A 25,979-nucleotide genomic window follows, 5' to 3' on the forward strand; every position below is an offset into this window, starting at 1 on the left:
TATAATAATGGGCTTTCTTGTGCTAAACTTTCAATTTCTCAAAGATTTCTGCTTTTTGTATTGTTCCACTATAGTATTTTATTGTGGCTATCTATCTTAATTGCATAGGCATCTAATCTTTTATTTGCCCCAGCATCTAGTAATTTAAAATTACTGGTTTTCAACCTTATTTTTGCATCTTATTATCTGTTAACTGATTTTTTAAATAACATGCGGCTAAAAATTCTTGAATAGTTAAGTGAATAAATTGATCATTACTTCCTTTGCTTTTTAATCATCCTTGTTCTATAACTTCATCTATATCATTAGCTTCAGTTTTATTTTTATATTTTGTTTTTTTCTATATGCCTATTATTAAGCCAGTTTATTACTTCACTATATAAACGACTTATAAAATCTTGATTACTGTTTTTTTTTGAAATTTATCCCTTATGGCTTGATCACTCCAAACCAAACATATTAATGCAGTATTGATAGGAACTTCACATATTTCTTTTATTTGGCTATGAGTATCCAAAAAGCTTTTTAATTGCACTCCTAGCTCTTGATCATACTCAAAATTTTTATGTACATATTGCTCTATTCCCTCACTATCCCAGCCTGTCCTGTATTGTCTACTTTCCGCGCAAACCTGTTTTACGCATTTCTTCTACAACCACATTAAGTCTAGAACTCATTATTACGTTTTGATATTCTAATATTTTATCTATTAACTTTTTACATCTCGAGTATTTAGATGTGCTACTTCATCATACCCATCAAGTAATAACAACATCTTATCTTTATTTTGGCTATCCATTATTTCCTTAACACTTAAGGTACTTTCACTACTGCCTAAACAATAATGGATAAAACAATTAAGCTTACTTTGAGATAAATTATTAATATCAAAATACCCACTATAACCGTCTTTCTAACTTTCATTTAATAATTCTTTTAACTCTAAAAACATAATCAAACTTATCGCTCCATAACTCCCCTTTTCCCCATTTATACGATAGATAATGCATTAACGTGGTTTTACCTATTCCTGCACTACCGAGTCACAGTACTTTACCGACATCTGCTTTTATTCTGTTTACTTGCTCAATTATATTTTTTATTTCTGATTCACTTGTATTAGGTAGATTTCTGCGAAGTATCTCAAACTTATGTTCTTCATTTAGTGACTTAACTATATTATCAATTTTTTCTTCTTGAACTTGATAATTTTTATTAAACAGCTCTCTTATCTTTCCGTATCTATGGCTTTAAAAATATTCTCTATTTCTATCGCTCTCTTTTCTCCGACAACTTTATCGCGTAATGCTGCTTTAGCTGCTCCATCGTCTTCACTAAATAATATCTGTAATTTTACTTAATATTCATCTAAAGACTGAGCTTTTTTCGTATCTTCTATTAGCTTTGGTAAAGTATCGTGAGAACTATATAAGGTTCTTAACTTGTCAGTTAATGATTGTGCAGAAGGCTTCATATTTTTATTAGAAAACCTAATTAGATTAAAACAATTATAGGTGTGAGTTTAAGAATTTAATTTTATTTAAGCAATTTAACATTGATTAACCACAATAATTTATTTTTTTATTTATTGCAACTATTAATTATTAATGTATAAGATATTATACACTCAACAAAATTAGCACTTATAGTTATGAAATATTAGCCATAGGAATTTTAATAGCCGGTAATAATATATTTGTACAGGATACGCAGCCTGCTAAAGAATAAGAACAAAGAAGGATTATTAGAACTAAGCTGTAGAGGGCTTTAGCAACTATAGGGTTTTCAAATGCACTACGTACAATCTCATCATGTTTAGGCTTTTTTTGTATAATATAATTTTACGAAGAAAATAATTTTAATTAGAGGTAGTATTAAAGTGCAATATTATATATAAGTTTGTTGATAAAAAATGATTTATTTACTAATATTTATATTTCCATAAATAATATTAGTTTTATATGCTACTGCTACTTCCTGAAATAACTTTGACTTTAATAGCACTTTTAGGGCAGTTTTTTGCCATAATGATCCCAAATAAAAATAGAATTATTTCTAATATCATTATTTTACTATGCATATTATCAATTTTTCTTACCTTTAAGTACTCAAGTTATGAAGGAGTATGGTACTCATTTGCTACCGGAATAAATATCGGTATTAGTAAAAGCATAGTGCTACTATTCACTATTATCTCAATGATTATATACCGTGATTACTCTATTCTTGTTGCTGATGAATTAAAGTTTGAATTTATTACTTTAATGTTATTATCGGTTGTAGGTATTTTTGTTGCAATTTCATCACGGAATTTTCTATTATTATTCTGCGGTATGGAGCTTACTGCTTTAACTTCATATGCACTTGCAGGATTCAAATTAAATGATATGAAATCATCGGAAGGTGCTTTAAAATATTTTATCTTAGGTAGTTTAGTTAGTTGTTTATCATTATTCGGTATTTCTTTTATATACGGATTCGGCGGAAGCCTACAATTTGAGGATATCTTATATAAACTAAATGATAATTCCGGAATGAATCTTGGTTTAATAATCGGTATTGTACTATTTTTAAGTAGTATTTTCTTTAAACTCTCAAGTGTTCCACTCCATTTTTGGGTCCCTGACGTATATGAAGGATCACCGATTACTTCGGTTACTTATTTCAACGCTGCCTCAAAAATAGGTATGGTTATTGTTTTATTAAATATCAGCAAATTAATTATAGGTAATTACTATCCTATTAATTATAATTTAATAAAGATAATTGCTATATTATCTATGCTGTTTGGCGCTTTTGGAGCCATTCGTCAAACTTCTCTAAAAAGATTAATGGCTTATAGTACTATTTTAAATATCGGTTATGTATTAATCGGCGTTCTTCTGCATAATCAAGAAGGATATAAAGCAGCTCTACTATATATTCTAATATATGCGGTAGGGAGTATAGGATTTTTTACTTGCTTAATTATACTGCTCGGTAAAGACGTCGATAAAGCTAGTTTTAAAACTATACAAGGAATTGCAGAGTATCATAAAACTATAGCTGCCGTAATTAGCATAGTTATGTTTTCAATGATTGGAATCCCTCCTCTTACAGGATTTTTCGGTAAATATTACCTTTTTTACCAAGCAATTAATCAAGAAGAATTCGCATTAGCTTATTGTGGTATTTTTACCAGCGTAGTTGCTGCGTTTTATTATCTTAAAGTAGTAAAAGGCATGTATTTTTCTAAAAAGATTGAGATAATTAAGCTGCCGATGCAATATGGGCTTTTACTGATTAATTACTTAGTTGTAGGCTTCTTGTTGCTTGGTTCATTTATTATCTCGTTTTAGCCGGTGTAGACTTTTTATTAACAACACTAGCTGCAGTAGTTTGAGTAGGCTTCATAACCTTTCCTTGTAGATTCTTTATATGTTTTAGATTTTCTTCATCTAATTTTAATAAATCTTGGTCTTTTTGTTTAGCTTTTTTAGCTAGACCTAATTGACTTGGAGTAACACTAACAATATCATCCGTTCCAACTTCTTTCTTAAATTTTTCTAGAGCATCTACATATTCTCTGTTTGCATATATATTTGTCTTTACCAATTTTTGTTTTGGTTCTTTCTTTATTTTATCAGAAGAACCAGCTAAATTTCTTTCATCTTTAATATCTTCATTTAAACTTTTTATTGTCTTTATTAAATGTTTTTGCGCACTATCTCTAATACCAAGTATTTCTAAAATTCTTGCAAAATTAGTAGTAATTTTATTTCTTAATTTAAGTTTTTGTCCTCCTTTTTTTCTTTCTTCATAATTAAGAATTTTCGCAAAATAATCAGGATACTCTTTCATTAATGTTTTTAATCCTTGCTCTTTCACTTCGTAATAAGGAAAACTATATTTTTTAGAAATTAAACTATTTACTTTAATTTCTAAGCCGTATTCCTTTAAGGATTCTTGCCTTTTTTTCATTGTATCTATTAAACTAGCCTTAATTTCTTCAGGCGTTATGTCTTTAGATTGTTTATTATTAAATTGCTTTGGCAGCGCTTGTTTTGCAAATTCTGCAATTGCTTCATTACTATAATATTTAGTTAATGCATCAAAACTTTTATCAATAGTTTTGCTTAAATCAATTTTAGAAACTGCAATTAAGCTATCGGCAAAATTAGGATTTTTTGTTCTTAAATTAGAAGGAAATTCTCTAAAATGGTTAGTGGGACCGAATCCAGGCAAATGTTTGGCTCTTGAATGCGGATATATATTATTTGTTAAATTATCAAAACTACCAGCAAAATCAATTCTTACTAATTTAGGTAAAGTTTTTGGATTTTTTTGATCTCTGATAACTCCTATATTTCCAACATGTATATCAAAATCGCCGATCAATAAACTTGCCGGCATAATGTTTTCAAAGTTCTGATACTTAATTTCCTTAAAAGCATTTTCTAAGGTTCTAAATAATTTATTTCTAGTCCCCATAAAAAGTGGTCTACCGCCGTCCTTTCTAAACCAAGAACTCGGTTTAGTTTTAGCAGACATATGTTTATCCATGTCCACATACATATCACTACTATAATTCTCAAAAAATTCAGATTTGACATATATTTGCAAATCCACTGCTTTAGATTTATTAAAATCATCAGGAGCAATTAAATTAACTTTTGCTCCATTTCCAGGACTGATAGCTTCAAAAATTTGAGATCCTAAAAACTCGGCTATATTTTTTGAGCTTGAAGCCTCTTTTTTTATCATCGCTGTAATTTTACCGTCTAAGCTTTGATATACTCCGCCATGCTCTCCTACCTCATTAGCTCCGCCTCCTTTAGGCTTTAAAAAATTCCAACCTTTAAATACTGATTTCTTATTTTGCGTCATCTTTGCCTCTTTATAACGATTTACACTACATTGATAATTTTGATATAATTATAAAACATATTATTTATTTTATATCAGAAGCCATTTTGTACCTAATTTTATTGTTCTTTAATATTTCAGCTACTTCAAGAGCTGCATAGGTAAATATACCTGTGGCACCGGCACGTTTAAAACTAATTAATGACTCCATCAAAGCTCTCTCCCAATCCATTGCCCCTGCTTCTGCTGCAAATTTTAACATTGCATATTCTCCACTAACCTGATATGCAAAAATTTTAGCATTTAAATTATTTGCCGCTTCACGAATAACATCCAAAAACGGCATACCAGGCTTCACCATTACCATATCGGCTCCCTCTGCTATATCATGCTCAATCTCAAGCATTGCTTCCTTAATATTACGTACATCCATTTGATAGCTTGATTTATCTAAATAATTCTTTTTATTACTCTTAACAGCATCGCGAAACGGACCATAAAAACTTGAAGCATATTTAGCGGCATAAGCAAGAATTCCAACATTTATAAATCCCTCTTTGTCAAGATATTCCCTTATAGCCCTGATTCTTCCATCCATCATATCGGAAGGTGCAACAATATCTACTCCAGCTTTTGCTAACACTAATGCCTGATTACACAAAGCGCTTACTGATCTATCATTATCAACTGCCCCATGATGCACAATACCATCATGACCATGTGTAGTATAAGGATCAAGTGCTACATCGCATATTATACCAATATCGATATTAGCGTTTTTGATGCTTCTAATAGTTCTACATATTAAATTATCTAAATTATAAGCCTCATCGGCATTGTCGCTTTTTAGACTTTGATCAATACTCGGAAATAATGCAATAACATTAATACCCAGCTCTGCTGCTTCTTTTGCCGTTTCTACTATTTGATCAATCGATAAACGATATATACCAGGCATAGTTTTAATTTCTTGCCTTTCATTATGTCCTTCAACAACAAATAAAGGCAACACTAAATCACTAACCGATAAATTACTTTCGGATATTAACTCTCTAAGCCAAAAAGCTTTTCTATTTCTTCTAAGTCTAATATGGGGGTACATAAAATTCATATCTCATTTTAGTTAATAACTTGGATTCTAATATATAAAATATATAACCTAACTATCTTATAGTAAAAATATTGCATTACAAAAAGAAATTTTGCTTGCAATTTATACAAAATTTAAGCAAGCTGTTTAATTATATAAATAAACATAGGAGCTTAATATGGCACAAGATAATATTCCAAAATCAATACAAGATAGAATACAAGAGTGGGAAAAAATCAAAAAATATGTCAAATAACCCACTAAAAAACAAAACCGGCTGTTCCTCTAAAACCCACTTCTGGGCAAATAAAGGCATGGAACGAGGCACATAAAAAACAGACTGACTTAACTACACATTCCCAAGCACTTGATATATTTGTTGACACCCCATCTCCGCAAGTTGAAACCCAAAAGCCTATTATTTTTTCAAAACCGGCTCCGGAACAAACAAAAGTACCGGAAACAACACCTAAAAAACAATCCAATTTAACCGTAAAAGAGAAAATAGAGCAATTTTTTAAACATAATATTGATACTAAAGATGCTTTGATTCCGGAATTTAGCCACTATATAGCATTAAGCGGTTCTATGGCAGGGAAGCGTCTTGATGTTACTATTAAAGCTTATGAACAATCTCATTAGGACGGCTAATAAAACAAGTAGGAGTACCTCAAAAAGAGTTTGTTTCTTTTATAGAAGATGATCTAATCAAGAATCATCCACACAAAGATAAATTTGAAAAAATCAATCAACATTATAAATTACCTGAACCACCTACACTATCTGATATAATTGATAATCTGAGAGAATTAGTAAACAATGATGATATAATAGTTCATTTGAAACAAAGTAGAAAACACATTGAATTTAAAGAAAAAGTAAATAATATTATTCAGATTTATGATGATAATAAACATAATCCAGCTGCTATAGCTAAAGTTGAAGCAAAACTGCAAGAGGTAGGTAAATGGTGTGAAGAAACTACAAAAATGGATAATAATCCTATTTGCAAAAATATTGGTAATTTTATACAATATTCTTTTACCGAAGATAAAGCTAAAGCTGCTTTTTATAAAGATGCTATAAAAATTCTACTCAAAATACTAAAAAAGCTATAGAAGAAATACAAAAATCTCTTACCAACCCTTCTCCTCATTCATCTAATGTTCCACCGTCGAAGCATCAAGGAGAAAGATATAGAAGCTAATAAAAACTTTTAGGATCGATATCTATTTTTAGATGGCAAAAAGAAGGAATTTTTATAAGGCTTAGCCAAAATTTTAAATATTTCTGCAAATTAAATTTCTTATCGGCTATAATAAGTATTCGGTAACGATATTTACCAGCGAGCTTTGACATTAATGAGCTTGCCGGTCCTAAAATTTTCACGTTTGCTTTTGGTGCAATTCGGACCATATCCCTAGCAATTTCTAGAATTTTAGCTTCACTGGAACCTGACAAAATTACCGATGCTGTTTTGGAAAATGGCGGCATATCTGCTGATTTTCTTATTTCAAGTTCATTTGCAAAAAAACTATCTTCATCACCGGCTTTAACATAACTAAAAATTGTATTATCAGGATAATAGCTTTGTAAATATACTACACCTTTACTATCTCCTCTACCCGCTCTACCACCTACCTGATGTAGTAGCTGAAAAGTTCGCTCAGATGCTCTAAGATCGGCATTATTGCTTCCAAGATCGGCATCTATTACTCCAACTAAAGTAAGATTCGGAAAGTGATAACCTTTTGTTATTATTTGTGTGCCTATTAAAATATCAATTTCTAAATTTTCCATTTGATGTAGAAGCTGTGCTATTTTTTCCGGGCTTTTAGCATGATCTTTACTTATCACTGCAATTTTACTCTCAGGAAAAAGTGCTTTTGCTTCTTCCTCTATTCTCTCTATACCTGGACCACATATAGTTAATGTTTCATCCTCTAGACATTCAGGACAAGAACTAAAAATTTTACTTTGATAACCGCAATGGTGACATTCAAGTTTTTTAGTCGCTTTATGTACTACCATCCAAGAAGAGCAGAATTTACAGGTCAATCTGTGACCGCAAGCTTTGCATAGCATGAGCGGAGCATAACCACGCCTATTAAGAAATAATAAGACTTGCTTTTTATTATCTAAATTACCTTTGATAGCTTCTATAAGAAGCTTGGATAAATAGGAATTCTTAGATAGCTTTTCTTTAGTCATGTCGATTATTTCTATATTTGGCAAATCGACATTTTTGTATCTATTAACCAATGTAACCAATTGATATTTACCAATTTCTATATTATGTATCGTTTCAATAGACGGTGTTGCCGAACACAAAACAATTTGTGCTTTATCAAATGTACCTCTCACGATAGCCGTATCCCTAGCATTATATAATATACCGTCATCTTGTTTATAGGAATCGTCATGTTCCTCATCTATAACTATTAAACCGAGATTTTTAAAAGGTAAAAACAAACTACTTCTAGCCCCAATTACTACTTTAACTTTATCGCTTAATATACCTCTTAAAATCATTTTCTTGTGAGCTTTGGTAACGCTTGAGTTCCATATGATAGGCTCAAAACCGAATCGCTCTATAAAACGATTAATAATTTGTGTACTTAAAGCAATTTCAGGCAACATAACAAGCACTTGTTTGCCTTTTGCTAAGTAATCTGCTATTAGATGAAAATATATTTCTGTTTTACCTGATCCCGTAACACCTTTAACAAGTGTTGGCTTATTACTTTCATTTAAAATTGTTACTGCTTGTTTCTGCTCTTCTGACAAATCAGGTAGCACAAAGTTATTATTGACTTTCTGCTCCTTAACTTTAATCGGTTTTTCAGCAATATCCATAGGTAATACTAACTTGGCTATGCTCCCAAGCTCTGACATATAGTAGCTACTCATCCATTTAATTAATTCTAAAACTTCTGAAGTAATATTTAAGTTTAACGGTACTTTCGCTCTAATAGTTTTTATTTTTTTTGCCTCGGAATTTGAAACAAGCTCCCATACTATGCCGGTTAATTCCTTATTTCTAAAAGGCACTACAACAAGATCACCTATGTTTAGCTCTAAATCTTCAGGTATTAAATAATCTAGCGGAAATAATTTTGCTACCGGTAATAATATTTTTGCTATTCGCATATATAATGTATTTTATAATTTTTTTTTTATTATATACTAAACTGATAAATTATAGAAACCTAGATGAATAAAGAAACAAAAATTGTTATAGCAATTTCTGGAGCTTCAGGCACAATATACGGTATTCGTTTGCTTGAAGTACTAAAACAACAAAATATCGAAACTCATTTGGTTATTTCAGAGGGAGCAGCTCTTACTATAAAGCTCGAAACTAAATATTCTATAGATAAAGTTAAGCTACTGGCTAATTATTATTATGACGATAAAGATTTAGGTGCTACCATTTCAAGCGGCTCTTTTAAAACTTCAGGCATGATAATAGCCCCTTGTAGTATGAAGACCTTAGCAAGTATTGCTCACTCAATGGAAGATAATTTAATTAGTAGAGCGGCAGGTGTTGTACTTAAAGACAGAAGGAAACTTATTTTAATGACCCGTGAAACTCCTTTGCATATCGGACATTTAGAAAATATGTTAAAAGTAGCGAGTTACGGCGGCATTATATCGCCGCCCGTGCCGGCTTTTTATAATAACCCTGTAAGTATAGATGATATAGTGAATCATTCTATTACTAGAGTTTTAGATTTTTTCGATATCGAAACTAATTTAATTAAACGCTGGGATAGTTATGAGCAATAAAGTATCAACTTTACTATTAAAACTTGCATTTTAAAAGGCCTGTAATATTATTAATAAATATTTTTCACCGGAAGAAAGTTTAGTAGATAAATTAATCGCTGAACATAGAAATGAAGCAAAGAATGAATAATGTACAATGTTCTGTTTTGGACTTTGTTGTGTGGATCGGTTTTAACGTCATTGCGAGGACATTACATAAGTAATTGACGAAGCAATCCAGTAAAAATTCTGATTTACAGAATTTTTTTATCACCACGCAGCCTACGGCTGCTTGCAATGACGACTCGGTATCCACGCAACAATACCTCGTGGGAATGACATAAAGGGCTTCTTTTTTCAAACCATATAATAATTTAACAAACAACAATGGCACGTAATAAAATAAATAACGAAACAAATATATTAGCTGATAACGAAGATAATTTACCTATACCAAGGGTTTTACCTTCAAATGTTCAAGCAGAGCAAATGCTACTTGGGGCGATTTTAACCAATAACGAATTACTAAATTACGTATCGGAATTTTTACGTGATGAACATTTTTTTGAACCTATTCATAAAAAAATCTATAAGGCAATTGAGAAAATTACTGAAAAAGGGCTGACAGCTACACCTATTACTTTACGTAGTATGTTAACTCAAGATGCACTATTTCAAGAAGTAGAAGGAGCGGAGTATTTAGCAAAATTGATAACTATGTCAATGATGGTAATAAATCCGGTTGATTATGGTAAAATAATATATGATTTAGCAATAAAGCGTAATTTAATAAATATCGGTGAAGAAGTAGTCAATAATGCCTATAATTCTTCATTAGAAGTTGAAGCAAAGGAACAGATTGAACATGCCGAAGCTAAACTTTACGATTTAGCTAGCGAAGGTTTGAATGAAAAAAGTTTTACCAAAATCGGTATATCTATTTCAGAATCACTAACTAGTATTAATAGGGCTATGAAAAATAATGATCATATAATTGGTATATCTACCGGTTTGATTGATCTAGATAATAAATTATGCGGCTTTCATAATTCCGATCTTATAATTCTTGCAGGACGTCCGTCTATGGGTAAAACGGCATTTGCTATAAATCTTGCACTTAATGCCTGTAATAATATGCGTCTTAAAAATATTAGAGATAATAAAGAAATTCAGTCAGTAGGTTTTTTCTCTTTAGAAATGTCCTCAGAACAGCTAACCACACGTCTACTTTCAATGTGTGCAGAAATTGATTCTACTTCTCTTCGTACGGGAATTCTAGGTGAAGAAAAATATAACCGTCTTCGCAAGGAAGCAAATACTTTATCGGAATTACAATTTTTTATCGATGATACCCCTGCTCTATCTATTTCTGCTATAAGAACAAGAGCTAGAAGAATGAAACGCAAGCATAATCTCGGTATATTATTTATTGATTATTTACAATTAATTAGAGGAGTAAGTAAATCCGAAAATAGAGTTAGCGAGATTTCAGAAATAACCCAAGGTTTAAAAGCAATAGCAAAAGAGTTAAATATTCCGGTTATTGCGTTATCTCAGCTTTCAAGAGCGGTAGAACTACGTGAGGACAAAAAACCTATGCTATCCGATCTTCGAGAATCGGGAACTATAGAACAGGATGCTGATATAGTAATGTTTATTTATCGTGAAGAATATTATTTAACTAGAAAAGAACCGGCAGCAGGCGATGCTAAACATGCCGCATGGTTAGATAAGCTCAACAAAGTATATAATATTGCCGATATAATTGTTGCAAAACATCGTAACGGACCAGTTGGAAATGTTCCGCTTTATTATGATAGTCAATTTTCTAAATTTGGTAATTTGGAGACAAGAACTTTTAACTCTAATTAAATCAGAATTGTTTTACGTCATTATTGCGTGGATACCAAATCGTCATTGCGAGCGAACGTTAGTGAGCGTGGCAATCTCAGGAATTTTTCCTGAGATTGCTTAGTCAGTTACTTCGTACCTTCCTCGCAATGATGATGTTTATCTTTTATTTTTTTCTGTCTATCCTATTGCTTTATCAAACACCTCATTATTATTGTTCCTATAAAGCCACATCTCATTATAAGGAATGAACTTACCGGGCTTTATTATTATAGTACCGTCACTTGATGTTAAAACTTGTATCTGTTTTCCTGCATATTTCTTCCCCACGGATATTTGCCCGTTATTTCTTACATGTTTTATTGTTGCTATATTATTGCCTATTATCATAATATTTATATTTACAAAATTCTTTCAATATTACTATTATATTTAATAATAAATAACCTTATTATTTAGTTACTATATTAACAAGTTCATAGCCCATTATAAGCATTTCAACAATTACACATATAATAATTAGATATTGTTTTTGTAATTCAAGATAATAAATTATTTATCTTTGCTTTATATAACAGATAAACCGGTAATAAAATTGCAATAATTACGAGAATCATACCAGCAAATCCTAAAATTATAATAAAAGCATTAGGTACTACTACTGCTACAATACAAGCTAGTAATATAGTAACGATAGAAGCGGTCATATTACGCATTACTACATTCGGTATCGAATTCATAAACATAGTTTTAAGGGAATCACATAGCCCTACTCCTACTCCGAGTATTGATCTAACGATAGCAAGAGTTGAAATTATCTAAACTAATAATTGTACGAACGGCCATTTTGCTATATTACTTAATTCCTTAAATCTCCGACTTCTACATTACTGGTAATCATTTGTTGATAAAATGTTGGATTATTATGATGTACTTCAATAAGAATACTACAAGTCCAAATTATATATACTATTGCAGGAATTAAGCTTCCAAATAAAAACGCCGTCTTTAGCATTTTTGTTACAATAATTAGTTAAGGTATGGAAGATTACTTGAAAACTAAATGAAGTAAAAACTACCGGAGTGACTATACCCCATATAGATATTTCTTTTAGAGGTAATAATAATACACCACGCTCCTATATAAGTTATACTTGTATTTAAAGCTAATAACTTCTGTAATATTGAAGAGCCTCCGTATATAAATACTGCAAGTAAAGCATATGAAAGAAGCTTAAGGCTTACAGTACCGATGATTTGAGCAGTATGTCCTGAAAAATATTTTCCCAATGCCCAAGTGTTAAGCCTTTACCCGCTTGAAGATTAAGCTCTAGGTTAATTAAAGAAGTATAATACATTATAAACCAAATTACAAACATCAATATTATACTAGGTATTATAACCTAATTTTGCTAATACCATGGGTAGTGCTATCATACCGCTACCTATACAAGTACCTGAAATTAACAGGATTGAACCAATAAGTTTTTGCATAATTTAATGAAGTTTAGATTAAAGCAAAGGACTTAATTTTTGTTAAAAAGAAAATCAGCTAAAAAAAGACGATAAGAATTTTAAAGAATAAAAAGTTTTGATAAGTAAAATTAACATTCGTATAATTTTGTTAAAACATATTTAGCGGTATAGTATAATTATATTAATAATTTATGTAAAATTATTAATATTGCTTTTTAAGGGTATTTTTATATATTCTTATTAGACCTCTTCCCAAACCAACTTATAGAGAGGAATTTAACGGAGACACGGGACACAGCACCACAGCATATATAGAAATACGTGAAGATGCGACGACGTATAAATTATCTCTAGACGACGCTTGGGAAGAGGTCTATTGAAAATTACTATATTTAAAAATGCATAGATTAGCTAAAATAATTAGTAATGCAGGAGTTTGTTCTAGGCGTGATGCTGAAAAGCTGATAGTTGAAGGACAGGTAAAAGTAGACGGCATTACAATTTTATCACCGACTACAAATGTTGATATTAGTAATCAAATTGAAGTATCAGGCACATTAATCAATAATATACACAAACCAAGGCTTTGGATTTATTACAAACCTGTTGGTTTAATTACCACTCATAAAGATCCTTTATCTCGTAAAACAGTGTTTGAACAGCTAACTGGTTTACCTCGTGTTATTTCAATAGGTAGGCTGGATTTAAATAGCGAAGGTTTATTATTACTAACTAATAGCGGTGATTTAGCTCGTCAGTTTGAGCTCCCCTCAAGTAGGTTAAAGCGAGTATATCATGTTAGGGCGTATGGGAAGTCTGATGTTCTACTAAAAAGCAATTATAAAAATTTAGAAATTGACGGGATATTTTATAACCCTCATTCGATAAAATTACTTAAGCAAAATAAGACTAATTGTTGGTTTGAAGTAGTTTTATTTGAAGGAAAAAATCGTGAAATTAGAAGAATATTCGAGTATTGTGGACTAAAAGTTAACAAATTAATTAGGATTCAATATGGTAGTTTTACAATAGATAATCTAAAACCCGGAGATTATAAAGAAATAAATAATAAAATACTGGAAAATAATTAGTAATGTGTTATTATTAATACATTTTAACTAATCATATAGAATACATATGACAAATCTTAATATATATACATGTGCAGAAAAAGACCTAAACGATTACCTTGGTTATATAAAAGATAACCCTAGTGTCTCGCTAAATGATTTTATCAAAAATAAATATTTCGCTGAAGATAATGATAACATTATAATTACTAGTTTAGAAAATATGGAAATTAACGCAGATTTAGCCAATGCTAATTTCCAAGGTACAATACTAACAGATGCCGTATTTAATAATTGTGACTTAACAAATACCATATTATGTGATTCAGATTTAACAAATGTACAATTTAATGATTGTACATTTATCGGTACCGACTTTAGAGGAGCAAATCTTCATTATACAGATTTTAATTATAAAGATTATGATTATGATAACTATAAAATCCCCAATCTCAAAGATAAAATACGAGATATAAAACTATCTTTTTCAGATCTTGAAAGATTAAATCAATATATAGATAAAGATTTAGAAAAAGAACATATCAAAGAAATAGTTATAGATGAAGCTACGAAGACAAAGAAATATATTTTGGCTGGAGAAGACGAACAAACTTTATGGAACATCAAATCAAAAGAACTAAAGACTAAGCAAGAAGAGTTAGAAACTCTAAAGCAAAATTTAGATAATCCTGGGATTGCTACCAATTTTTTAAATGCTTTTTGGAATAGTGCAGAAACTATTGCTAGAAACCGACAAAACGCACTAGAAAAAATCAACAAGTTACAGCATGAAGTAAACAAATTAGAAACTGAAGTATATGCTTTAGATAATCTTAGAATGTTCTGCGGTAAGGGTTTAGAGGGTATTTTTGAGCAGTTAAAAGACGAAGAAATACAAATAACACTAGACCCATCATATATTATAGGCTCGACTGCCAAAGAACGAGATATACCGAAAGAATATATAAAATTAACTTCTGCTGAATTTGATCTATATTTAGCTGAAGCAGCAAAACAATCCAATACAAAATTATCTCTTACCGAATTTGTGAGAAAGCAAAAAAATCTTTCAGAAGATTTAAATATAGTTCCTGATCTTTCAGCGATTAATTTATCAGGTAAAACTCTTACTAATCTTAACCTGAAGAATACATTATTTGCTTCAGCCAACTTAGAGAGTGTCAAAATCTCAAATTGTAATTTAGATTTTACTAATTTTGAAGGAGCTAATTTACAAAATGCCGTTTTTCAAAATGTTACGGCTCGTAACGCAGGATTTCTTTTTGCTGATCTTAAAAAGAGCAAAATTGAAAATAGTGATATGTCGAGAGCTTACATGCCTAAAGTAGATTTATCTGAAGTAGAGGTAACAAATAGCAAATTTAATGCGGTTATGATGGTTAATGCCGATGCCGAAAAGTTCATTATTAAAGATTCAGAATGGAAAAATTCTAATCTGACCGGTATATCGCTTGCCTATGCAGATATGCAAAGAGTTCAAATGCAGGGGGTAGTTTTAAATAATGCACTTCTAGATCAAGCAAATATCGTTTCTACTAATCTTGAAAATGTTTTTATGAATAAAACACATGCATTAGAAGCAAAATTTAAAGAGCAATGTAACATGCAAGGCATAACTGCAAGAAATGCCTATTTTAGCGATGCTGAATTTGAAAATATACTATCTTTAAAAGAAGCTGACTTAAGAGAAGCTATAATGCAACGTGTTAAACTTAAGAACGCTGATTTAACAAAAGCACAGCTTGATAAAGCAAATCTTGAATATGCCGATCTTACAAACGCTACACTTACTAATGCAACTGCACAATTTGCTAAGTTAAGTAATGCTACTTTAGAAAAAGCAGAAGCCGAGGGATTAAATATTTCGGATGCTATTGCTAAAAATATTAATGCTAAGGAAGCTAACTTTAAAAATGCAATTATGCAGCGTGCCGATCTTACTAAAGCCAATTTCACTAAAGCAGTGTTGGAAAATGCCGATATGCAAGCAGTGGAAGCAGCCGAGGCTATATTTAAAGAAGCAAATCTAAAACAAGCGAATCTAAAAGCAGCAAATCTCGCTGGAATTAATAAAGAAGGAGCAGATTTTGATAAAGCAAAAATCAACGATGCTACAAAGATGCATAATACTAAAGGTGAGGCTAAAGGGAATTTAGATCATCAAGATAAAGACGGTAAAAAAACATCTGTCAATGTTAACGAACATGCTAAATTACAAGATAAAATTCATGCAAGAGAGAAAAGCGGTTGGTTTCTGAAAACCGGAGTAGGACAGCTTTGTACAAAACTTGCTAAAAGTATTACATCAGGAATTAGCCGCGTAACAAATTGTTTAGCAAGTAAAAAATTTTTAGTAGGACTTGCCGTAGTAGCCGGTCTTGCAGTAGCAGCTGCACCTTTCGTAGCAATGCCTGTGTTATTGGTCACCGGCACGGCCCTTACTACTAAAGCTGTCATTCTAGGCGCAGGTATTTTGGCCGGAGGACTAGTCGCTACCGGAACTTATAAACTCACTCAAAAACCTTTACGCAATCTTCAGAAATCATTTGAAAACTTAACTAGTAGTATAGATAAATATATCTCACCACCTCCTAAAAATATTGATGAATTAGTAATAGCAAAACAACAAGCAAGACAAAAAGCTGAGACAGAAAAATCTAAAGAAAGGGAAGAAAATTTAAATAATGTAAATAATAATATTGATAAAGCCAAAGAACAAGATCTTTTAAAACAAGCACAAAATAATTTAAACCAAGCAACGCCAAAAGTAGAAATCAAAGAAAAGAAAGATAAAACTGTAGAAAAACAACAAGCAAAATCTAATACATTCGCAGCAAAATTTAAGCCTAACACTCAAGGCAAAGGATTTGCCACAAAAATAAAAGACGAAAAAAAATCACGCTCAATAAAAGAAGCATATAACTAAATAAGTGTTAAAAATAATATCCGGTAAATATAGAAACCAAATTATACCTACCGCTAAAAATATCAAATATCGACCTTCCACCGGTAAACTCAAAGAGGCAATATTTAGTATATTAACCTCCGGTGAGTTTACCGGTAATAAATTATTTAACGAAAATACTCACATTCTCGATTTATTTGCCGGTAGTGGTAGCCTTGCTTTTGAGAGCCTATCAAGAGGAGCAGGCTTTGCTACCTTAATTGATATTGATACATCCTCATTAAAAATAGCAGAAGGATTTGCTAAATCTCTAAACATTGAAAATAATGTTAATTTTGTTAATATTAATGCTTTAAATCTAACGAAAGCTACTAGACATCTTTTTAAACCAGCTTATAGAGAGGGATCTCAAGGAGACACGGAACACAGCACCGCAGCGTACACACTAGTACGTGAGGATGCGAGTACCGGATCAACGTCTAAATTACCTCTAGAAGCGAAGTTTGGGAAGATGTCTAATAAATCATTTGATCTTGTCTTTATAGACCCCCCTTATCATAAAAATATAGTGCCTAAAGTAATGAAACTGCTGATAAAAAATAATTGGCTCAAAGACGGTGCTATTATAGTTATTGAGATGGCTAAAACAGATGATTATATTTTAGATGAAAATATTGAAATTATACGTGAAAAACTATATGGTAAGAGTAAGCTGTTGGTTTTGAGCTTTACCGTCATTCCCGCGCAGGCGGGAATCCAGTAAAACATATAAAATATAAAAACTTGTTTTTATATTTTTATTTTATTAATAGTATGTAATTTTGTACCTGTATTAAGGTTATTTTTTCTGGATTCCCGCTTTCGTGGGAATGACATAGAACCGCATAACAAGACATTAAAAAACAAACATGACCAAAAAACATTACATATGTTCTAACTGTGGAAATATTAGTCCTAAATGGTCAGGGCAGTGCTTTGATTGCGGTGTATGGGGTAGTATTGTCGAAGAGATAATAAGTACAAATCAAGCAATTGTTAAAGTCGGTAGCAAGCAAGACTTCGATAAACTTTCAGGGCATGTAACCGAGCAGTTACGCATCCCTACCCCTATCGGTGAATTCAATAGAGTACTAGGCGGCGGTTTAGTGCTTGGTTCTGCTATATTAATAGGAGGAGACCCTGGTATAGGCAAATCTACTTTGTTACTACAGCTAGCAGCAAGTAACTTTGCATCAAAGATGAATTGCTTATATATAACGGGCGAAGAATCGTTAGACCAAATAAAATTAAGGGCCATAAGGCTAAACCTAACTAACTATAATACCGATATTTTAGCAGCTACTAATTTGGAAGATATTATTGCGAGTATAGAAGCTAATAAAAATAATATTGATTTAATAGTGATTGATTCTATTCAAACAATTACCACAAAAGAATTATCATCGCCTCCAGGCACTGTTTCGCAAATTCGTACATGTGCAAATGAGCTTGTTAATTATGCTAAGCAAAACAATATAATTATTTTATTAAGCTGTCACGTCACTAAAGACGGACAACTAGCAGGTCCTAAGATACTTGAACATTTAGTGGATACCGTGCTATATTTTGAGGGAGATCATAATAATCATTTCCGTATTTTACGCTCATATAAAAATCGTTTTGGCGGTGTGGGTGAAATAGGAGTATTTGAGATGAACGGCAGCGGGCTTATTGAAGTAACAAATCCGTCTGAACTATTTTTAATGCAGCGAGAACAGAACGTTATAGGTACGTCTATTTTTGCAGGAATCGAAGGTTCAAGACCGTTACTTATGGAAGTACAAGCCCTTATAGTACCCTCAAATATGGTAACTCCTAGACGCTCTGCGGTGGGCTGGGATGCTAATAGGTTATCAATGATACTTGCCGTGCTTAGTAGTAGGATAGGACTGAATCTTGCTAATTATGAGGTATATTTAAGCATTGCGGGGGGACTTAAAATTGCCGATCCTGCTTCTGATTTAGCAGTAACAGCGAGCTTAATATCTGCTGCAACCGGCAACCCTGTACCCGAACATAGCGTCTTTTTCGGCGAAATAAGCTTATCGGGTGAAATAAGAAAAACCGCAAAAGCAGAAACAAGAATAAAAGAAGCCGTAAAACTTGGATTTAATAAGATTATCTGCTCTAAATTTGAAAATTTAACGTATGACTTTATATCTTCCGTCTCACATTTAAAGGACCTAAAAGAGATAATTAAATGAGTATAGTTTATGAAATAAGAAATTTGGAAGAAGCACGTAATTTTTTATCTAGTGTAGAAGAACAGCTGATATTAACAAATCATGCCTCTAGCGTAAAATATTACGGTATGCTAGCAATTGATTACATGTTTAAAACTCTAAGTAAAGAATTTCCAGAAAAAGTTTTAGATCTTACCGTAAATGTAGGAGAGGATCACGCCGCTTTATTTACTGCAATCAAACTAGGGTATAAGAATATATCATATACAGGGAATTCTGAGGAAGCTATGGGGTTGTTGTACGGATATCAAACCGTCATTGCGAGCGACTGAAAGGAGCACGGCAATCCAGAAAATAATTAAAAAAATGCTAAAAATTAGCATTTTTTACTGGATTGCTTCGTCAATTACTCCGTAATTTTCCTTGCAATGACAACAATTTAATAAAAAAACCATGAATATCAAAGATATAGGAGTAATAATTGCTAAAAAACCTTTGAAAGAAAATACATTTATTATTACGGTTTTTACTAAAAATCATGGTTTATATTCAGGAGTTGTAAAAGAATTTTCTAAAAAAAGTAAATTTATATATCAAGAAGGGAATATTATAGATTTTCTTTGGCAGGCAAGATTACATGAACATATTGGCATGGCTAAATGTGAACTCATTAAATCTTACACCGGTTATTTTATCACAAATAAAACTAAATTATATGCTTTTAATTCCGTTATATCTTTAATCAAAGAGTTATTTCATGAAAGAGAAGAACATTCTAAATTTTTTTCATTTCTAATTAACTATTTAGATAATTTATCAAAGCATTTTTGTTTTCGTGATTATATTAATTTTGAGCTAGCTTTACTTGCCGAGACGGGTTATAAGCTTGATCTTACCAAGTGCGGCGTGAGCCATGTTACAACTGATTTAATCTATGTATCACCTAAATCAGCTAGAGCATTATCATATGAAGTAGGAAAACCTTATAAAGATAAATTATTGATGTTACCAAGATTTTTACTTTCAGATAATAGTGAGATTACATTAGAAGAAAAACGGCAAGCTTTAGCTCTAACAAACTATTTTTTTAATAGATATTTATTTCATAATAATAGACAGGTTGAAGCACGCCAAACTTTTATTGAATATACTTTAAATAATTTTTAGAGACTATATTTTTACTTTTATTTTTCTTATTTTATGATATACTTACTTAAGTAATTACTTAAATAAGTATGTAATATGACTAGACTAAGCATAGATATACCAAACGAATTACATCATTTTCTTAAAGTTCACACTGCAAAATGATACTATTATGAATTTTGTAAGAGAAGCGATATATCATAAAATAGCACAGGAAAAAGCATTAAATGCAGAATCAATAAAAATATTAGAAGAATCAGCAATAAATATTAATAAATATTCTGCGTATAAAGAAATGTATAAAAACCTTAATTTAATATGATTCTGCAAACCTCTACTATTTTATTCCATGTCATTCCTGCGAAAGCGAGAATCCAGTTGAGTAAAGCTTCTTAAAAGCTTTACTCAAGAAGAAAGTAATATAATAAAAAAAATCTTTAAAATCAAGATTTAATGACATAAGGGCTTTTCAAAAATTTCCTGGTACACTATCTATATACATACCGGTACACATAGTGACTTATTCAAATAATAATCTATGAAAATACTAGCATTTGACACAGCCAATAATACTGCATCGGTAGCAATATCCGAAAATGAGAATATCCTTGCATGTATAGAAGAATTACGTCCTTCTATGCAAGCAGAAAATCTAATGCCGATGATAGAAGACGTGATGAAATCAGCTAAATGTTCATATGATGATTTAGATTATTTAGCTGTAACTAACGGACCCGGTAGCTTTACCGGCATTAGAATAGGACTTGCTAGTGCTAAAGGTATATTATTTTCCAAGGAGAATATTAAAGCAGTAGCGGTTAGCAATTTTGAATATGCTTATTTTAGAGCCATAACTCAAGTTAAAGATTATGATAAAATATATGTCTTTTTAAACGCTTATCGCTCACAGCTTTATATGCAAGTTTTTCATAAATCAGGACAAATAGAAGAGCCGTTATTGATAGATTTCGAGTATGCTATAAAACTGCTTACAAATGAGAAAGAAAATATAGTTTGTTGCGGTAGCGGACTTGAATTTATATATCACCAAATTATGCATTTGCCGAATATAATAACCTTGCCACGTTTTGCACGAGTTAAAGCTTGGGTTACCTGTAGATATATTGCTAGTAGATTGTCGAGCGATGTAAAATTAAATAGCTCTATCGAGCCACTATACATACGCCCTCCTGATGCTAAAATCGCAATCAATTATGCCATTCCTAGTTAAAAGTAGGAATCCATTTACTGGATTTCTATAATCAACGAAATGACATAAGAGCTTTATTATAAGTATACTACATCATCTTCATAATTAAAGACTCCAAAATGATAAGATAATTTCATAGTAAAATCACTATTAGAGTGTTCTACTTGATTGCCTGATACTTTTATTTCATCTTCATAATCAAAGAATCCGGAATCACTATCAGAGACTGCACCTGATTCTTGTTTTACACACTTCTTGTCGTGTATTAAGGCTATTATTTGCCCAACTAATGATTTCGATAAATCATGATTATCCGAGTTAATAATATCAATGATTCTTACTAGACTTTCATCTGAGGCGTGCGAAATTATTGGTGCTAGCTTATCATTTGAAATATGACTCATGATTCTTAATAAATTTTTATTTGGAATAATATCAAAATTTTCTGCAAGCTTTTCTTCTCCTGCTAAAATAATTATATTTTCAAGCTGTTCATCAGAAATATCCTCATCTGATAATTTTTTTAGTTCCTGCTCGGTAAGCTTTTCTAAAGAAAGGGTAGTATCGATATATGTATTTAATTTATCTAATGGAATAAATTGCATTAATTTTTCAAAATGCTCCGGCAAAATATAATGAACTAATTTTTGTGCTTGTTCATCGGAAATATTATTAATTAATTCTACCAATTTTTTATATGTTATCTTTTCAAAAACTTCATCTAATGCATTTTCAGACGTGTTTAAAATTGCTTCTACTAACTCATGATCAGGAAGAGTTTCTAGTTGATCTAAGAGATTAAATGTGTCTTCAGCATTATTATTTAAATAAGAAAAAACTTTATTACTCACAAAATTAAAAGTTTCAGCAACTTTAGAAGAAAGAATACTAGATGTATTTTTTATAATATTAAAACTCTTTACTCCGGAATCATAAACTGTTTTTAATGATGAACTAAATGTACTGAAAAAACCTTTACTTTTAGGTGTGTTAGTTACTTTTTCACTACCATCAAGCTTATTTAAAAGATCTGTAAATCTGATTTGAGAGATGCCTAGAGTATCTGGCTGACCTTTTACTGCTTCTTGGAAGATTATTTTAGAATTTAAAAAAGGATCTTTAGCTTGAGCTTCTACTATTTTTTTATTACATCTTGCACTTTTTTCGTCATACTGCTTAATTGAATTATCTAACGCTGCTAAAAAATCAGTATTTTCTTCTTGCTTAGTAGGAAAAGTTATAAACTCAAATTCATCGTTAGCAAGATAGGAGGCCGACTTTGGAGAGGTATTATTTGGGATTAAATTTTGTAACTTATTAAAAATTGATGTTATGGCCATAATTTTTCCTCATTTCTGATTACAATAATCAACATTGCATTATAATAGAAATTATGAGGAGGTCAAGATAAAGGCTAATAATTATTAACTTTTTATTATATTTTACTTAAAATTGATTAATCAAAAAGGGATATTCTACTAAATGTCATGCCCGCGAAAGCAGGACGTTGTTGCGTGGTTCTAACTTTTCGTCATTGCAAGGAAATTACGAAGTAATTGACGAAGCAATCTCAGGAGTTTGTTATTATTGCATGAGATTGCCATACAGTCTACAACTACTCGCAATGACGATTTAGTAGTATCCATGCAACAACGCCGCAGTACTTGTATGATAATGTAGGCAATTTTTGAAGTTCAACGAGTATATTATAATTGTCTTTGTTCTTGAATTAGCTCAAAAACTTCAACTGTGTCTCCTTCTCTAATATCTTCGTAATTTTCAAATGCTATACCACACTCATATCCTTCTCTAACTTCTTTAACTTCATCTTTAAAGCGTTTTAAAGTTTTGAGTTTTCCTTCATGAATGACTACATTATCACGTAATAAGCGTACGCCTGCTCCTTTCTTAATAATCCCTTTAGTTACATAGCTACCGGCGATTTTGCCAACTTTGGTAATATTAAATATTTGTCTAATTTCTGCGCTTCCGATATACTGCTCTCTAACGATCGGCTCAAGCATACCGCTCATAATGGCTTTTATATCATCAATTAAATGATATATTATACTATAATATCGAATATCGACTTTTTCTTTTTCTGCGGCAGTTAAGGCATTTGCCCCTGCTCTAACGTTAAAGCTGACAATAATAGCCGAAGAAGCATGTGCAAGAGATACATCGGATTCCGTTATCGGACCTACGCCACTATGAAGTATACGAAGCTTTATCTCATCACTCGGTAATTTTAATAAGCTACCTGAAATAGCTTCAACCGACCCTTGAACATCACCTTTAATAATTAAAGGTAATTCCTTAATTTTACTATTACCGGAAGCTTTTAAAAACAAATCTTCTAAACTTGAACGCGGTGCAATAGATATTTTTTTTTCTTTAGCAAGACGCATTCTATATTCGGCTATATCTTTTGCTTGTTTCTCATTTTGTACTATGTTAAATTTATCGCCGGCAAAAGGCACTTCATTTAACCCCTGAATTTCTACAGGAACAGACGGAGTTGCTTCTACTATTTCTAGTCCCTTATCATTAGTCATCTTTTTAACTTTACCGTAAGCAGTACCAGCTATTATAATATCACTGTTTCTTAAAGTACCTCGCTGCACTAATATAGTGGTTAGCGTTCCTCTTCCTTGTTCAATTTTTGACTCGATTACAACACCGGCAGCTGAACCGAAAGGATTTGCCTTTAAATCCTGCATTTCTGCAATTAATAAAATTGCTTCTTCAAGTTTATCTAAGTTAATTTTCTTTAGTGCCGAGATAGGAATAATCATAACGTCACCACCTACCTCTTCGCCGATAATTTCATGGACATATAATTCGTTCTTTACACGTTCAATATCAATATCAGGCTTATCAATCTTATTAATAGCTACAATTATAGGAACGCCCGCTGCTTTCGCATGATTAATTGCCTCAACCGTTTGCGTTTTGATTCCATCATCTGCTGCGACCACTATAATAACTATATCCGTTACTTTAGCACCTCTTGACCGCATTTCCGAAAAAGCTTCATGCCCCGGAGTATCAATAAAAGTAATTGCTCTACCGTCTGCAAGAGTTACTCTATAAGCCCCAATATGTTGTGTAATTCCGCCTAGCTCACCTGCAGCAACATCTGTAGACTTAAGAGCGTCAAGCAATGAGGTTTTACCATGATCGACATGACCCATTACCGTCACAACCGGAGCACGCGTTCTTAAATCCTCAACCTTATCATCACTAATTAAAACATTTTCAACATCTGACTCTTGGACTCTTTTTACCGTATGCCCTAAATTTGTTGCAACTAGTTCTGCCGTATCGGCATCTATTGTTTGGCTAGCATTTGCAAGAATACCGAGTTTCATTAATTCTTTAATTACATCAGCCACTCTTTCAGACATAGCATTTGCAAGATCGCCGACTCCGATAACTTCCGGGATCGTCACTTCTCTATATACTTTCTCAGGTGCTTGTGATGCTAATTTACGCTTTTCTTTTTCTCTAGCTCTTTTTATAGAAGCAAGACTTCTAGTTCTACAGCTGCCGCTTTCGTCGTCGCTAAGCATATTGAAAAGATCGGCTTTTTTGATTTTTTTTGGCTCTTCTAGCTTAATTTTTGGTGCTATTATTTTACTATCTGCTGTTTTATCTAATTCTTTCTCTGATTCTATACCGTAACGTGTTCGCATTCCTACTAAAGGAGACTTTACAAAAGTTTCTTCTTTCTTTTTAGGTATTTGTGACGGTATATCTTTATCATCTTGAACGATTTTAGCACTAACTTCTACTTTATTGTCTTCGGTATTTTGCTGTTTTTGTTCAACTTCTTTATCAGTTTCTAGCGGTTCTATTTTGGAGTTAGCAGACTGGTTAATACTTGCAAGTTTGCTTAAAGTGCTTATTTTTGAAGGGTCATTTAATTGAGATTGCTCAGCAGCTTTTTTAAGAATAGATAAACGTCTGTTAAATTCTTCCTTATTAGCATCAATAACAGTTTGATCTAAGCTATTCCTCTCTTTATTTAATGAGAGGGTAGTAGCACTACCGGTAGAGCTTTTTCTAACTTCTACTAGCGTTTTAGATTTAGCATTAACAAAGCTTTGAGCTCCTGTAAGAGAGTCAAAAGACTTATTAAGCGATAATTTTGAATTGCCAAGTGTCAACTTTTTGGGTTTGATTTCCTGGTTATCCGTCATATTTAAAACCTTTGTGTTTCTGTTTTTTCCATCTACTACTTGATTATGTCATTCCTAGCTAAAAGCGGCGTTGCTCGCATGGCTCGTTTATGTCATTCCCGCGCAAGCGGGAATCCACTAAAATTTATAAAAAAAACTTATTTTTATAGGTTTATTTTTCAAGGACGCCGTAA

The 25,979-nt window shown here is 31.7% G+C and carries 22 protein-coding genes and 2 pseudogenes; 14 read left to right on the plus strand and 10 right to left on the minus strand.

What is annotated here, in order from left to right:
- Positions 1 to 920 precede the first annotated feature (920 nt).
- Positions 921 to 1,010 (minus strand): hypothetical protein, encoded by a 90-nt coding sequence (locus tag BTU51_RS10190; protein ID WP_014362594.1) that lies wholly within the window; start codon positions 1,008 to 1,010, stop codon positions 921 to 923.
- A 951-nt stretch (positions 1,011 to 1,961) separates the two neighbouring features.
- Between BTU51_RS10190 and nuoN the strand changes: the two genes are divergently transcribed.
- Positions 1,962 to 3,338, plus strand: a complete 1,377-nt coding sequence (gene nuoN / locus BTU51_RS04585; protein WP_012150971.1) for an NADH-quinone oxidoreductase subunit NuoN — start codon at positions 1,962 to 1,964, stop codon at positions 3,336 to 3,338.
- On the opposite strand, the gene BTU51_RS04590 is transcribed toward nuoN, so the two are convergent.
- Together BTU51_RS04590 and hemB are read right to left on the minus strand one after the other, a co-directional pair.
- The gene (locus tag BTU51_RS04590) at positions 3,325 to 4,866 is read right to left on the minus strand and encodes a hypothetical protein (RefSeq protein ID WP_012150972.1); all 1,542 of its coding nucleotides are present in this window, start codon (positions 4,864 to 4,866) and stop codon (positions 3,325 to 3,327) included. The genes nuoN and BTU51_RS04590 overlap by 14 nt on opposite strands.
- Positions 4,867 to 4,930: 64 nt before the next feature.
- Positions 4,931 to 5,947 carry a porphobilinogen synthase gene (gene hemB / locus BTU51_RS04595; protein WP_014362368.1) on the minus strand — a complete coding sequence of 339 codons (1,017 nt, stop codon included), beginning with the start codon at positions 5,945 to 5,947 and terminating at the stop codon, positions 4,931 to 4,933.
- A gap of 827 nt (positions 5,948 to 6,774) precedes the next feature.
- Between hemB and BTU51_RS04605 the strand changes: the two genes are divergently transcribed.
- Entirely contained in the window at positions 6,775 to 7,053 is a 279-nt protein-coding gene (locus tag BTU51_RS04605; protein WP_012150976.1) for a hypothetical protein, read from the plus strand.
- A gap of 85 nt (positions 7,054 to 7,138) precedes the next feature.
- Here the strand turns inward: BTU51_RS04605 and BTU51_RS04610 are convergent, their stop codons facing one another.
- Positions 7,139 to 9,085 carry a primosomal protein N' gene (locus BTU51_RS04610; RefSeq protein WP_012150977.1) on the minus strand — a complete coding sequence of 649 codons (1,947 nt, stop codon included), beginning with the start codon at positions 9,083 to 9,085 and terminating at the stop codon, positions 7,139 to 7,141.
- A gap of 63 nt (positions 9,086 to 9,148) precedes the next feature.
- Here BTU51_RS04610 and BTU51_RS04615 point away from each other — a divergent pair, with 63 nt between their 5' ends.
- Both BTU51_RS04615 and BTU51_RS04625 read left to right on the plus strand, forming a co-directional pair.
- On the plus strand, positions 9,149 to 9,724 hold the full coding sequence (locus tag BTU51_RS04615) for a UbiX family flavin prenyltransferase (protein ID WP_012150978.1): 576 nt from the start codon (positions 9,149 to 9,151) through the stop codon (positions 9,722 to 9,724).
- 366 nt (positions 9,725 to 10,090) lie between these two features.
- Positions 10,091 to 11,575 carry a replicative DNA helicase gene (locus tag BTU51_RS04625; protein WP_012150980.1) on the plus strand — a complete coding sequence of 495 codons (1,485 nt, stop codon included), beginning with the start codon at positions 10,091 to 10,093 and terminating at the stop codon, positions 11,573 to 11,575.
- Positions 11,576 to 11,734: 159 nt separating this feature from the next.
- Here BTU51_RS04625 and BTU51_RS04630 read toward each other — a convergent pair whose 3' ends face one another.
- The 4 genes from BTU51_RS04630 to BTU51_RS09840 all read right to left on the minus strand — a co-directional run bounded on the left by BTU51_RS04630 (position 11,735) and on the right by BTU51_RS09840 (position 13,048).
- Entirely contained in the window at positions 11,735 to 11,944 is a 210-nt protein-coding gene (locus BTU51_RS04630) for a hypothetical protein (protein WP_012150981.1), read from the minus strand.
- 149 nt (positions 11,945 to 12,093) lie between these two features.
- Positions 12,094 to 12,342 carry an aromatic amino acid transport family protein gene (locus BTU51_RS04635; protein ID WP_080581308.1) on the minus strand — a complete coding sequence of 83 codons (249 nt, stop codon included), beginning with the start codon at positions 12,340 to 12,342 and terminating at the stop codon, positions 12,094 to 12,096.
- Between the two features lie 271 nt (positions 12,343 to 12,613).
- On the minus strand, positions 12,614 to 12,844 hold the full coding sequence (locus BTU51_RS09290; protein WP_014362372.1) for a to amino acid permease: 231 nt from the start codon (positions 12,842 to 12,844) through the stop codon (positions 12,614 to 12,616).
- 99 nt (positions 12,845 to 12,943) lie between these two features.
- Positions 12,944 to 13,048: an aromatic amino acid transport family protein gene (locus tag BTU51_RS09840; RefSeq protein ID WP_012150982.1), complete on the minus strand. Its 105-nt coding sequence runs from the start codon at positions 13,046 to 13,048 to the stop codon at positions 12,944 to 12,946.
- 215 nt (positions 13,049 to 13,263) lie between these two features.
- Here BTU51_RS09840 and BTU51_RS04655 point away from each other — a divergent pair.
- The 10 genes and pseudogenes from BTU51_RS04655 to tsaB all read left to right on the plus strand — a co-directional run.
- Positions 13,264 to 13,368: pseudogene (locus tag BTU51_RS04655) on the plus strand (palindromic element RPE1 domain-containing protein); the annotation flags it as partial.
- 60 nt (positions 13,369 to 13,428) lie between these two features.
- A complete protein-coding gene (locus tag BTU51_RS04660) occupies positions 13,429 to 14,121 on the plus strand; it encodes a pseudouridine synthase (RefSeq protein ID WP_012262460.1) in 693 nt (230 codons plus the stop codon).
- Between the two features lie 46 nt (positions 14,122 to 14,167).
- Positions 14,168 to 17,047 (plus strand): pentapeptide repeat-containing protein, encoded by a 2,880-nt coding sequence (locus tag BTU51_RS04665; protein WP_012150984.1) that lies wholly within the window; start codon positions 14,168 to 14,170, stop codon positions 17,045 to 17,047.
- 4 nt (positions 17,048 to 17,051) lie between these two features.
- The gene (locus BTU51_RS04670) at positions 17,052 to 17,789 is read left to right on the plus strand and encodes an RsmD family RNA methyltransferase (RefSeq protein WP_012150985.1); all 738 of its coding nucleotides are present in this window, start codon (positions 17,052 to 17,054) and stop codon (positions 17,787 to 17,789) included.
- 145 nt (positions 17,790 to 17,934) lie between these two features.
- Entirely contained in the window at positions 17,935 to 19,269 is a 1,335-nt protein-coding gene (gene radA, locus BTU51_RS04675) for a DNA repair protein RadA (protein WP_012150986.1), read from the plus strand.
- Positions 19,266 to 19,580, plus strand: a complete 315-nt coding sequence (locus tag BTU51_RS04680) for a hypothetical protein (RefSeq protein WP_012262461.1) — start codon at positions 19,266 to 19,268, stop codon at positions 19,578 to 19,580. Before radA ends, BTU51_RS04680 begins: the two co-directional genes overlap by 4 nt.
- Positions 19,553 to 19,681, plus strand: a pseudogene (locus BTU51_RS09995) (lytic transglycosylase domain-containing protein); the annotation flags it as partial. The gene BTU51_RS04680 and the pseudogene BTU51_RS09995, both read left to right, overlap by 28 nt.
- Positions 19,682 to 19,701: 20 nt before the next feature.
- Positions 19,702 to 20,415, plus strand: coding sequence for a DNA repair protein RecO (gene recO, locus BTU51_RS04685; protein ID WP_012150988.1), 714 nt, complete (start codon positions 19,702 to 19,704; stop codon positions 20,413 to 20,415).
- A 151-nt stretch (positions 20,416 to 20,566) separates the two neighbouring features.
- Positions 20,567 to 20,716, plus strand: coding sequence for a hypothetical protein (locus tag BTU51_RS08595; RefSeq protein WP_012150989.1), 150 nt, complete (start codon positions 20,567 to 20,569; stop codon positions 20,714 to 20,716).
- Between the two features lie 216 nt (positions 20,717 to 20,932).
- Positions 20,933 to 21,625, plus strand: a complete 693-nt coding sequence (gene tsaB, locus BTU51_RS04690; protein ID WP_012150990.1) for a tRNA (adenosine(37)-N6)-threonylcarbamoyltransferase complex dimerization subunit type 1 TsaB — start codon at positions 20,933 to 20,935, stop codon at positions 21,623 to 21,625.
- Between the two features lie 56 nt (positions 21,626 to 21,681).
- On the opposite strand, the gene BTU51_RS04695 is transcribed toward tsaB, so the two are convergent.
- Together BTU51_RS04695 and infB are read right to left on the minus strand one after the other, a co-directional pair.
- The gene (locus tag BTU51_RS04695) at positions 21,682 to 22,944 is read right to left on the minus strand and encodes a hypothetical protein (RefSeq protein WP_012150991.1); all 1,263 of its coding nucleotides are present in this window, start codon (positions 22,942 to 22,944) and stop codon (positions 21,682 to 21,684) included.
- A gap of 366 nt (positions 22,945 to 23,310) precedes the next feature.
- Complete coding sequence (gene infB, locus BTU51_RS04705) at positions 23,311 to 25,806, minus strand: translation initiation factor IF-2 (protein WP_012150992.1); 2,496 nt, start codon at positions 25,804 to 25,806, stop codon at positions 23,311 to 23,313.
- Positions 25,807 to 25,979 lie beyond the last annotated feature (173 nt).

Source organism: Rickettsia rickettsii (assembly GCF_001951015.1).
Taxonomy (GTDB): domain Bacteria; phylum Pseudomonadota; class Alphaproteobacteria; order Rickettsiales; family Rickettsiaceae; genus Rickettsia; species Rickettsia rickettsii.